General features: G+C 63.0%; 5 protein-coding genes and 1 pseudogene. All 6 read right to left on the minus strand.

Annotated elements, in window-relative coordinates:
- Positions 1-3,320: Swt1 family HEPN domain-containing protein (locus Q0288_RS00755; RefSeq protein WP_299425663.1), on the minus strand; the 3,320-nt coding region annotated here is incomplete at its 3' end.
- Positions 3,321-3,351: 31 nt separating this feature from the next.
- The gene (locus tag Q0288_RS00760; RefSeq protein WP_299425666.1) at positions 3,352-3,804 is read right to left on the minus strand and encodes a macro domain-containing protein; all 453 of its coding nucleotides are present in this window, start codon (positions 3,802-3,804) and stop codon (positions 3,352-3,354) included.
- Between the two features lie 2,276 nt (positions 3,805-6,080).
- Positions 6,081-6,437: a four helix bundle protein gene (locus Q0288_RS18005; protein ID WP_366914712.1), complete on the minus strand. Its 357-nt coding sequence runs from the start codon at positions 6,435-6,437 to the stop codon at positions 6,081-6,083.
- A 16-nt stretch (positions 6,438-6,453) separates the two neighbouring features.
- Positions 6,454-6,975 (minus strand): annotated as a pseudogene (locus Q0288_RS18010) (DUF1156 domain-containing protein); the annotation flags it as partial.
- A 137-nt stretch (positions 6,976-7,112) separates the two neighbouring features.
- On the minus strand, positions 7,113-8,723 hold the full coding sequence (locus Q0288_RS00770; protein WP_299425671.1) for an ATP-binding protein: 1,611 nt from the start codon (positions 8,721-8,723) through the stop codon (positions 7,113-7,115).
- A gap of 14 nt (positions 8,724-8,737) precedes the next feature.
- Positions 8,738-12,247, minus strand: a complete 3,510-nt coding sequence (locus Q0288_RS00775) for a DUF3883 domain-containing protein (RefSeq protein ID WP_299425674.1) — start codon at positions 12,245-12,247, stop codon at positions 8,738-8,740.
- Positions 12,248-12,305: the final 58 nt, after the last annotated feature.

The raw sequence follows: 12,305 nt of genomic DNA on the forward strand, positions 1-12,305 counted from the left end.
GCGCCGACGCCGGCATCGCGCAGCAATGCGCCGACCGTGCGCTCGACCGACTCGGAGATTCCACCCCGAACCCTAACCTGAATTTCCAAGTCCACCTCGGCCTCCGCACCATCCAATGCCAGAAGATGCTGTAGCACCTCACGAGCAATCTGGTCTGCATCACGGCTGAGGCGGGTTGGCTCGAGCCTGACCGAGGCGCGGAAGCGGCTCGGCCTTTGAGGTGGAGCGGGAGGTTTGGGAGTAGATGGGTCGGAACCAGGAGAGGATGGGTCGGTAGCTGAATTTGGATCACTCGGTCGGGATGGGGGGATTGGTTTTTCGCGCTCAAGTTGCTCGGCGGCAATTTCGGGTTTGACCAGCACACCTTGAGGAGCGCTGGGTAAGCTGACCCCTGGCCCAGCCCGCAATCCCAGGTAGCGCCCTCTCTGTTCATCCCAAGCATCGGCGTAGGCGAAGCCCTCGAGCGACCAGTTCAGCGAGGCGATACCGTCGCAGACTGCCGCAAGCAACACGCCGGGGTCCCGCAGCCGGGGCAGATAGACGTAGGTGGCGAAGTCGTCGGTCAACTGCTTTAGTCCCACGTGATCGCCGCGCCAGAGCGGGATTCGATCCATCTCCCGCCGCAGCACGGTGCCCGCCATGCGTACATCCAGGCGGCCATCGCCCTTGAGTTTTTTGCTGGCCCGTACCGCCAGGGCATCCTGCCCTTGCAAGCTGTAGGGCAGCCAGGCAATCGCAGGGTCGCCCTTCACCTGGGTGGGGATCAGCAGCCAGTTAAACGTCTCGGGAATGCGGGCCTTAATGGCCCGTTCGGCCTCGGAGCGCTTGGTCTGGGTTAGGTTGCGCTGGAAGTTGTCGAGGTTGAGGGCACCGGAATTGCCGTCGGTCTCTACGGATTTCCAGGCCAGATACATTCGCACGGATTGCTCGAGGTCGCCCACCCGGCGTTTGTCAGCAGCCAGGAAGGCCAGGGTGTTCTTAAAGATGCGGTCCTTGTTACCCCGGCTCTCGAGGATTCTCTGAGCCTCGGTCTGGGCAGGACTGATGCTCTCGCGGCTTTGGACGTGTGAAAAGGCTGGGCCAAGCACAACCAGCGCCGCTTCGTGTTCGTCGGGAACATCACCGCTGGATTCGGGGCAGACATGGATGCGGGGGAAGTCGCCCCGCTCGCGGGCCTCGTCCTTCAGGCGGCGCTCGATCTCCTGGCTCACCAGATAGTCCTCAAGCTTCTCGGCCCGCTCCTGGGCCAAGCGGTTCACGCTGGGCTGGGTGGAAAACCAGTAGCGCTGGCCGTTGACGTACAGGTGGGTGGCCTGGTCGGTCAGGCGGCGCAGGGCATCGCCAAAGGTGGCGACCAGCTCCCCCGGCTGGGCACAACCGAGTTTGATGTTGCGGTCTTCCAGACCCCGGTTGTCAGCGGTCAAAGTTGGGGCCGAGCCGAGGTAGAGGGTGCGGGCCACCCGACGGGTAGCGGAATACTTGCCGAGATTGGCGTTCTCGCGGTCGAGGCGCAGGGGCAGTGACTCGGGGCCGTCCACGTCGCGCTCGATTACGGGCACCCAGTTGTCCTCCAGATAACGGGTCAGTTCCGACTGCACCGCGCCCGCGTCCACTGGCACGTTGGCGGGCATAATCAGCAGGTTCTTGTCGTTGCGTTCCCACAACTCGTGGATCACGGCAGCCATCAGGCGTAGCACCCCACGGGTGCGCTGGAACTTCTCGAGGCTCGACCAGTCGGAGTAGAGCCGCTCGAACAGCTCGGGGTGGATGGGATAGGCGGCCTTGAGCTTGGCCTCGTAGCCACTCTCCCGGGTAACGCTGGGGAACTCGCCACCGTTGCTGCGGTAGAGTTCCATAAAGCCCTTGATCACCGCGTCGCGCTGGGGGAGCAGCTCGGTGGGGATCGGCTCGAACAGCCTGCGCCGCACGATCTCGAAGCTCTCATCGCCGGTGGCGGGCCGCCAGGGCGACTGAATGCGCCCAATGGCGTTCTTGAGCCGGGCCAGGGCAGCCTTGCCCCGCTCGCCCCCGACCTCGATCTCGGCGGAGTTACGCCCTTCGCGCCCCGGCTCGGAGGCCGGGATGCTCACCACCAGCAGGGTTTGCGGTGAGGCTTTGACGGCCTCGGTGAGGGCCTGGGCAAAGGTAAAGTGGGTCTCGAAGCTGCCGCCCGGCAGGTCGGGGTCGTCGTGGAGCTGGCGGGCATAGGCCACCCACTCGTCAATCAGGATCAGGCAGGGGCCGTAGCGGTTGAACAGCTTGCGCATCGCGTCGCCCGGGTTGGTGGCGGTCTCGTCGGCCTCGCGCACCAGTTCGTAGGCTTCGGCGCCCTTGCCCCCCTCGGCTTCGCCGAGCTGGTAGGCCATCTCACCCCAGAGGGTGCGGATCAGGGTTCCATCTTTCTTGCGCTCAGGCTGGCCAGGGCTGATTTTGGTGCCCACCAGCACCGCGCGGTTGACCCTGGGAATGTCTTTAGTACCCGTCTCGCCCAACACCGCCTCGAGGCCCACCAGATCCCGCGCCTTGGCCCCCGAGAACAGGTGATACAGCGCCAGCATGGAGTGGGTTTTGCCGCCGCCGAAGTTGGTTTGCAACTCCACCACCGGGTCGCCGCCCCTGCCGCTCAGGCGTTGTAGGGCCATCGAGAGCAGACCCCGCAGCCCCTGGGTGAGGTAGGTACGGCGGAAGAACTCGGTGGGGTCGGTGTACTCGCTGCTGGCCCCCTCGCCCACGTGCACCTGCCACAAATCGGCGGCGAACTCGGCCTGCTGGTAGGTGCCCCTGGCCACGTCCTGGTGCGGGGTGATGACCTCGCGCCAGGGCCGCAGCCCACTGCTAGGCTGGCCCTCTACCGGAGCCACCGAGACCTTACGGGTCACGTTGCGGGCCTGCTCCTCGAACTTCTGACGCAGCAAGTCCATCTTCTGTTTTTCTACCTCGGCGGCCTCCGGGGCCGATACCGCCGAGAGCAAGCGGCTCACGCTGTCGAGAATGCGGTAGCCGTCGTCGGTGGAGAATAGCTCCTGGTGCGCCCAGCGGTTGCGGGCCTCGCGTAGTTCGGAGACCAAGCTCCGCTCGGCGTGGCCGAGGATTCGCCGGAAGACCTCGGTCCAGCGGTTCCACATCAGGGTCAACAAGGCCTGGCTGTCCCAGTTCTCGCGCCCCTGGACGACCAGCTTGTTTTCCTTGAGGGCCGCCACTGCCTCGGCGGGCCAGTTGTCGCCGTAAACCGCCTTCATCTCCCGCTCGACGAAGGGTTGCAATCCTTTGTTCAGTAGCTCGAGCGCCTTGCCTACCCTATCCGCATTGGTAATTGCCATACTTACCCCCTAGTGTAGTGGCTCGAGGCGTTCAGGTTGGCTCAAACAGCAGAACCTCGAGATGTTCTTCGGTCTCCAGACTCTGCCGAATGAGTGGAGCAACCTCCGACCAGTCCAGACCGCCTAGCCCACACCCCAGGGCCGGAACCGCCACAGATCGAACGCCCAAAGCCGCGAGTTGGAGCCGGAGGTCTTGGAGGCCCAGCGTGACGTACTCGAGTCTCGCGGGATCGCGCCAGTGCCTTTTGGTGGGGAAATTGATAATATAGCGAGGCTGCGCCGGCTTCCCGTTATCGTAGACAAACATCCTGCCGACCTCTACTTCCCCCCGTTCGCACGCCGCTCGGTACGCCGCGAAGTTCGCCCCGAACCGCTGCTTGAACTGTAAGGCCAGTCCTTTACCCATCACCCCGACCGTGTTCACCGCGTTGACCAGCGCTTCGGTTTTGGCCTCAAATAAATCCCCTCGAACTACCCGAACCACGGCGCACCCCTATAGCAGCGTTTCCTGGGTCGCCTCGAGCCCGAGGCCGGCGTTCTGGGCCAGCTTGGAGACCTCGAGCCAGCTCGTCACCAGGGCGTTGTAGGCCAGCCCCTCCTGCGCCCACTTCTTGCGCTCGCAAACCGCGTAGAGCCGGTAGGCCAGCTCCCGCGCGGTGTCGCCGTTGGGCAGGGCCGCCAGCAATTTTGCACTGGCCTGTTCGCCCCCGCTGTTCATGGCCCGGATCAGGTGGTGGGTGGCCTCCCAGACCGGGAGGTCGGTGTCGGCGGTGGGGTTCCAGTCGGCGGGCAGCTCGTCCGGGCGCAGCAGCCGCACCTTGCCCGCCTTGGCCCGCAGAATCCCCGCGTCCACCAGCCCCTGGATGCTGGTGTTTTTGGCCTTGGAGAGCGTCTCGGCCACCCCGAACTCCCCCTCCGCAAAGCCCGACTGCTCGAACCAGGCCAGCGCCCAGCGGGTATCGGCATCGAAATCGCCCTCCTGTTCGGCCAGCACCTCGTCGAGCATCTGATTAATCAAAGCCAGCGCGGTGCGGACGCGCATGGGCGTGCCGTCCGACTCCAGCACCCGGCTGTACCGGCTGTACACCGCCATCCCCGGCCCAATGGCCGCCTGCGCCAGATCCACCGGCGCAATGTTCCCCTGCTGCAACTCCCGCAGCGCCCCCGGCAGCTCCGAGCGCAGCGCTTGCAACAGCTCGCGGCGGGTGGCGACGGGTGCGCTGGAAGGGCGGGGACGACACACAAGAACGATGGATGAGGCGAGGGCATTGGTTCCTCTGGCTATCATTCTGCCTGCTCCCTCAGTGCGCATAGGCCACGTGCCCGTGATCTGAAACCCCGCATTAATAAGCCCCGAGAGCATGGTTTCCCAGCCAGTTGAAGCTGTCCCCTCACTGCCCGAGCCATTCTCGTCATCCTCTGACTCATCGGATTCGGACTGCTTGAATGCATAGTAGACAGTGACAGGGAATTCCTCATTGGCCGATGCCCGCATTTGTGAGAAAGCCTGTTCAAGCCCAGCCTCAAAGAACAGCCGCGCCTTTTCTTTGCTTCCACCGAATCTATGTGGCGTTGCTACCAGATCTTGTGCTTTAGGAACAAGTAAGGTTCCGAACAGCTCTGGTGAAAGCGGCGAGAAAACTCGCCTCAGCCAGACGTAGAAAAAATCTGAAAGATCTGCATAACCAATGTTGTCGTAGTAAGGCGGGTCTGTGGAAATTACAATCTTTGATTTGTCCCTATACGGACTTGCTGCGTCGTGTTGGCTGACCGAGCCATTGGAGTTTGGTTGGATGCCCAGCAATACTCGACCAGTCCCATCCACTACGCCATAGAAATCACCCCCCGCTCCTGCAAACGGGTTTACCTCCGCGTAGTCCCAGACCATCGGCAAGGCTTGGCGACCAAAGGCGGGGGCAGATTTATCTTCACCTGCACGCCATCGGGCCAGCGTGTTGTGAAAAACGGTTGTTTTGCTCGCGGTGAGGCCGAGATACACAACCATAGCATCTGTATACCCTCGAGCCTCCTCCCCCTCGAGCCCCGCCGCCTTCGCATCCTTCAACACCTGCCCCCTGGCCTCCCCCACGAGGTCGGAAAAAGTGGTGAGGGCCTCGAGCTGGCGCGGGGTGAAGAGGTCTGCGAAGGTTTTCAGGCCATAATTCGGCGTTTTAAAGTCTCTAGGGTTATGGGGCAGGACTGCATCGGGCTTCCAACTTGGGTTAGCCTTTTGGGCGGCTTTGAGCTGGTCTTGAGTAGGCTCAAGATAAACACGACCTCGAACACCTTCAGCAACTATCGCCATAAGCTGTTGACGCATTCGGCCAGCCCGTCCCTCAGAGCGTACGTGATCAAGTGGAACCGGCGTGCTACATGCTATGCACTTAGCCCCTTTACGCCCAACTGTTCCATCTCCTAAGAATTTGCCCTGCTTCACAGCAAAGCTCACCGATGGGGGCTGGGTATTGTGGTTTATCACCGGCTCTACGTAGTGTTCTTTGCCGGGTTTGCTGCTCAGCACCCAGCTTCGCACCAGGGGCATCTGGCAGCCGCAGGCGGGGTTGGGGCACTGGACGGTGCGGGCCCATAGCCAGGCGATTACCGTGGCCTCGCCGCCACCGGGCAGCCTGGCTTTGGGGTAGAGGTGGCCGATGCGCTTTTCGGCCTCGTCGCGCATCCACCTGCCGTAGTGGCGCACGTCCTCGGCCAGGCCCTTGGCTCCTTTCCAAGAACGAGGAAATAGTGAAGAGGAGTTAGAAATTAGTGGTTCTTGCGGAAGTTGCGCCGCAAGATGGTCAGCATCTTGCCGACTTCGGTCAGCAGAGACCGAAGCCGCTCTGTCTCCGCTCTGGGAAACCAGCCGATTTCCTCGCAAAGGGTTAGGAATGTCTCCGTCTCGGCCAGCGAGCCCTGGGCAATCGCCAGAAACTGCGCCTTCTCCCGATTCGATTCCCGCGTCCATCCCTCCGCGATGTTCGCCGGGATCGATGCCGCGGCTCGTGTAATCTGCGACCGCATCCCGTAGGTTTCCTCGCGTGGTAACCGTGGAGCCAATCGGTAAACCTCCTTGGCTACCTCCAGCGCCTTTTGCCAAACCTTCAACTCTCGATAGTGCATGGCTATTTTCTCTCCACTGTTTTCTACTTTCTGGATTGACGGGCGGATGCCCCGCGAACTTAGGTGGAATCTCGATCAGGGCCTTGTTAATCAGCACCGCCACCGGGTTCAGGTCGGAGGCGTGGGCCTCTAGACCCAGGCGCTGGGCCTCTAAGGGAATGGTGCCGCCGCCCGCGAAGGGGTCGAGCACCGGGGGCGGGTTGTTGCCGGTGGACTTGAGGATTTCGGCTTTGGCCTCGGCCAGGATTTCGGCGTTGCTGGAGTTTTCCCACTTGACCAGGCGCTCGATCAGGTCGAACAGCCGCCTGCGCTCGGCCTCCTGGGCCTCCGGGGTGGGGAACTCCTCGGGGCGGGCGCTGGGGTCGTCCACCAGACTGGCAAACAGCACAGCGCGGGCAGCGGCCAGGGGGCGGCGGGCCCACCACAGGTGCAGGGTGGAGGGGTGACCGTGGCGGATGGACTTTTCGCGGGCGGCCTCGCGGTTGATGGCCTCTAAGGGCAGGGCCACTTCGATCAGTTTGCGCTTGGGCTGGGTCATGGGTGGGCCTCAGATTAAGTCTCGACGATAGACACTTTCGACTGAAACGACGCAATTCTTTACGATAACGGTGGGCTTTTCGGGGTTTTAATGGGACAAATAATTACGTCTTATTTCGTTTGCTTACACGTAATAGATTATGCGCTGGGATACCAGCGCGCGCCGCGGGTGCGGCCCTTCTTATAGATTTTTCCTTCCTGTTTCAGGTCGCGCACCAGCCTCTGCACGGAGTCCCCGCTGAGGTGGGGCAGCACCTGCTGCAGTTCGCGCAGCGGGCTGCCGTTGCCGGCGTTGTCGGCAATGTGCTTGAGTAGCAACTGCCGGTTGGTCTCGCTATCCAGGCCGCGCTTGCGCGTGTACACCCCGCGCTGGCCTACGAAGTCGTAGTAGTCCCTGGATAGAATGTATCTCCGACCGATCTTCTCCACAATGCCCTCCTCCCGGAGCAGCGCGGCCCGCCCAAGCAGCTCTCCCGTGAGCTTCCGCTCCCTGGAAATAGCATCCAAAACAAGAAAATCCTGTGTGGAGAAGGAGCGCAGGCGCTCCTGCCCGACCTTCTCCAGGAAGCGCACGAAGCTGGGGTTCTGAACCTCGCCGTGGAAGGTGATCGAAACCTGGTAGTCGTCGGTGTCGGTGAAGTCGGGCTGGGGCTTGCTCTCGCGGATCAGGGTGGTGAAGATTAAGTCCATGCCCTGTCCGGCCCGCTCGATCAGGCCGCACCGCTGTAGGGCCTGGGCAATCCGGCGGTTAACAGGCTCCTGCCGGGTCAGGATGTTCTCGAGGGTGATTCCCGTCGGAAAGCCTCCGGGGCTGACTACCGTGAGGCGGTAGGGATACTGCCGCACGAACACGCTCCCCGAACGGCGGTAGTCGCGGTGGCTGACCGCGTTGAGCATCGCCTCGCGGACGGCCTGCTCGTTGAAGGTGGGGATTTCGTAGCGGAATAAGCCGTCCTGATAGCTCTGCCGGTTGTTGCGTTTGTTGACCGCTTCCCATAGCTGGTCGTGGAAGCTCAGGAAGCCTTGCGTCCACTCGAGGCGCTCCTGGCTGGGAATGTTTCCCTCGTCTGAGCGGTACTCGAAAATGACCTCGGCCTGAGGCAACAGCCGCCGAACACCTTGCCAAGTGCCTAGAATGACGAGCGCGGCGCGGGTGACACCCTCGGGGGTAATGAGTTCGGCATCGCGCAAGAGCTGCTCGTCAGACAGCCCCAACAGCGCGTCATTCCCACTCTTGCGCTGCCAACGACGGCGGAACTCCTGGATGGCGGAGGGCTCGAGGTCTTGTAGGGAGGCTCCCGGTAAAACCTCCGCCGAGAAGTCGGGCACCGCCTCGTCGAAAATGCGCTTGAGCTGGTCGGGGGTCATGGCCACCAGGTCTTGGCCCGAACGCATCCAGTAGGCCCCTTCGTACTGGAGCGGCATCCCGATGGGCCTGGAGGGAAGGCTAAATACTATGACCCGCCCGCTCGGGTGACTGATTACGTCCGCATCCACGCGAATGTGCAGGCGTTCGGTTATGCCCGCCTTGGTGCGCTCGAGGTTCTCGAAAGCACTGGTTCCCACGACCCGACGCGGCATCCTATCGCTCACCCCAAGAATAATCTTGCCTCCCCGCTCGTTGGCTATGGCGCAGCAATACTTCACCAACTTCTCAAAGTCGAAGTTGTTTTTGGCTTCTTTGAATTCCAAACGCTCGTTCTCCCTGGTTCGCATCCAGGTCTCGAGCTGTTCCAGTATCGCGCTCATCGGGCTACAGTCTATCAATTCTGCCGCTCGGCCCTGGCCAACAGGCGCTTTAGCTCGAGGTTGGTGCTGAGTTCCTCGTCGGTAAGCTCGCGCTGGAAGGGGCGGTGGAGGTAGTGGATCTGGTCTTTGTCGGCGCCCACCTGTACCACTGCCAGAATAAACTGCTCGGCTTTGTTGAGCGAGACCAGCACCTCGTTGCGGGTCACGGTGATGCTGGTGGCCCCCTCCACCCGGCCCTTGACCTCGATGAAGCGCAGGCGGCCCTTGTGTTCGCCCGTCACTATCTCCGACTCGATGTCGTAGCCCAGCTTGCTCCGGCTCACGTCGCGGGGCACATGACCCAGGCGGCGCTCGTTCTCCATTACCGCCTCCATCGCCAGGTGCTCGATCTCGGCGGTCTGGCGGGCAACCAGGTCGGCCTGGCTGAGGGGTTGATGGGTGAGCTGAAGCAACAGCCCCCGGGGCACGATCAGCACCTCGGCCATCACTACGGGCGGGCGCTGGGAAAGTTTGCTCTCTTCCTCGAGTTCGAGCATTCGGGTTTTGAGGCGCTGCTCGAGGTAGTCGGCACGGTCTCGGGCCTTTTTGGAGTTGAGCTTCGGCTTTTTGCCTGCTTCTTCCTGGGCGCGGATCTGGTTGGCACGGGAGTCCCAGTAGGCAATTTCGCGGGTCAGGCGCTCGCGCACTGCCAGACGGGTGCGGCGAATCAAATCCTCTTTGCGCTCCCGAACCTCCTTGAAGTGGGCAGGCATCAGCTCTACCACCGCGAACTCAGTGGCCTGCTCAAGCGAAGCACCCGGAGCCAGATGGGGGTGCTGTTTGAGCCAGGCGGATACTGGGGGCTGCTCGGCCTCGGTGAGTGGGCGGTAGTCGAGGTGGGGTGCGTAGCCTGCGGGCTGGGGTGAGCCACCCACGGGTATCTCGATGAAGTGCAGCTGCCTCGAGATCACCCGCCGCCCGCCCTGCGCGTCGCGCCGCCCGTCCTCGATCAGGTGCTCCAGGGCATACAGGGTGCGGGGGGTGGTGCCCAGGTCGTGGTCGTCCACCAGCACTGCGCCGCGTCGCAGCAGCTCGCCGTCGCGCTCCAGGATCATCTGCCCCACTACGTCTAGCAGCGGGTGCCCCGGTGATACAAAGGTGGCCTGGGGTCTGCCCTCCAGGCGCACCCGCTCTTTGTCGAAGGCAATACGCTCGTAGCGCTCGAGGACGGGCAGGCGGGTATTCATCTGGGCGGCCCGCTCGCGGATGCGCTGGGGGAGGTGGCGAATCTCGTAGCGTCCGCTCTCGCGCTCGTAGACCGTGCCGCCGAGCTGTGGGAAGGCATCCAGGAAAAACTTCCCGATGTAGAAGGGCTGCAAGCGTCTCGCCTCGGCCCGCTCCATCTCGGCCCGGATGGTCTGCACCTTGCCCATGTCCAGGCTGTCCCGCGCCAGCGAGCGCTCCTCCAGCAAGGCCCGCAGGTGGTCGCGGTTCAGGCTGCTGTCCACGATCTGCTCGAGCCAGGCCCGCCGCTCGGGCTGGTTGCCGTAGCGGATGGCCTCCACCAGCAGGTCGCGCAGGGGCATGTTGTTGAAGGTCAGCCGCCCCAGCACATCAAAAACCCGCCCACCCAATGCTTGCCGCTCACGCTCAAGTTTGTGGAACAGTTGCTCGAAAACCTCACCTTCGCGAGTATTGCGAGCAATTAAGTTCCACAGGTGGCAGACCTCGGTCTGACCGATGCGGTGGATGCGCCCAAAGCGCTGCTCGAGGCGGTTGGGGTTCCAGGGCAGGTCGTAGTTGACCATCAGGTGGGCGCGTTGCAGGTTGATGCCCTCGCCCGCCGCGTCGGTGGCAATCAGCACCAGCACCTGGGGGTCGTCGGTGAACGCCACCTGGGCAGCCCGGCGGTCATCGCGCGAAACAGCCCCGTGGATCGCAACCACGGTCTCGGGACGGCCCAGCAACACCCCAATGCGCTCTTGCAGGTAGTTGAGGGTGTCGCGGTGCTCGGTGAAGATCACCAGCTTGCGCCGCGAACCCGTTGCATCCCGCATTTCGGGACGCTCTTGCAGCAGGCCCGAAAGCTCCTCCCACTTGCGGTCGCGGCCCGAGCGCCGCACCTGCAAGGCCAGCGCCTCGAGGCGGGTCAGGGTGAATATCTCGGCCTCGAGTTCGGCGATGGTCTGGGCCGCCGTGGCCTGATCTACCACCGTGTTCTCGGCCTGAACCAGTTCGGCCTCGGGAACGTCATCCTCGTCCTCGATCACCTCCAGGGGGGTTTCCAGTTGACTGAGGTTTTGCACACTGGGGTTTTTTAGCCGCTCGGCCTGTAAGCGCCGCTTGAGCCGGTCGCGCCTGCGCCGTAGCGACTGGTAGATGGCCTCGGGGCTCGAGGCCAGCCTGCGCTGAAGCACCGTGAGAGCAAAGCCCACCGTGCCGCGCTGGCCCCCGCTTTCCAGCGCCTCGGCCCGGTTGAACTCCTGCCGCACGTACTCGGTCACGTCCTCGTAGAGTTGCGCCTCGTCGCGCGAGAGGTCGTAAGGCACCGCGTGCGCAAGGCGCTCGGGGAACAACCTGCGCCCGTCAAACTTGAGCAACTGCTCCTTGGTCAAGCGGCGCATCAGGTCGGTGGCGTCGGGCTGGGCCTCACCGGGCCTGGGCTTACCCTCGAAGCGGTCGGGGTCGAGCAGAGCCATGAAGAGCTGGAAGTCCTCGGGGTAGCCGTTGTGCGGCGTGGCGGTGAGTAGCAGCAGGTGGCGAGTCAGGTTGCCCAGCATCCGCCCCAGGTGGTAACGCTTGGTGTATTTGATCTCGTTACCAAAAAAGGTGGCCGACATCTTGTGGGCCTCGTCCACCACAATCACGTCCCACTCGGTCTGCTCGAGGCGGCGCTGGACTTCCTCGTCCCTTGAGAGCTTGTCCAGCCGGGCGATCACCAGCGGGGTCTCGCCCAGCCAGTTGCCGGTAGGCGAGGCGGTGAGCTTGTCGTTGGTCATGATATCGAAGACCAGGTTGAAGCGGGTGTACAACTCGTCCTGCCACTGCTCCACCAGGCTGCCCGGACTGATGATCAGCGCCCGCCGCAGGTCGCCCCGTGCCACCAGCTCGCGCAGAAACAGCCCGGCCATGATGGTCTTGCCCGCGCCGGGGTCATCGGCCAGCAGGAAGCGTAGCGGCTGCCGGGTGAGCATTTCTTCGTACACCGCCGTGATCTGGTGCGGCAGGGGCTCAACGCTCGAGATGTGAACGGCCAGCCTGGGGTCGAACAGGTAGGCCAGCCGGATGCGGGTGGCCTCAGCCGCCAACTGAAGCCGCGAGCCGTCCAAAGTCACGTCCCAACTACGGGTCTCGGGCTCGAGGTTGAGCTGCTCTTGCTGGTATGGGTACAACACCTCGCTCTCGGTCTGCCCCTTCTCGGTGCGGTAGGTCACCTCGAGGGCGCTGTTTCCTCCAAACCAACGGGTGTCTAAAATCACCACGGTTTGTTCGGGTACGATGCCCCGCACTCTGCTACCCCGGACAATGTCTTTCAGCTCGAGCATATGGGTATAACCACTACTCCAACAACTTCGCGGGACAACCAGGGGTGTCTTTGTAAAC

The organism is uncultured Meiothermus sp., from assembly GCF_937863175.1.
Taxonomy (GTDB): domain Bacteria; phylum Deinococcota; class Deinococci; order Deinococcales; family Thermaceae; genus Meiothermus.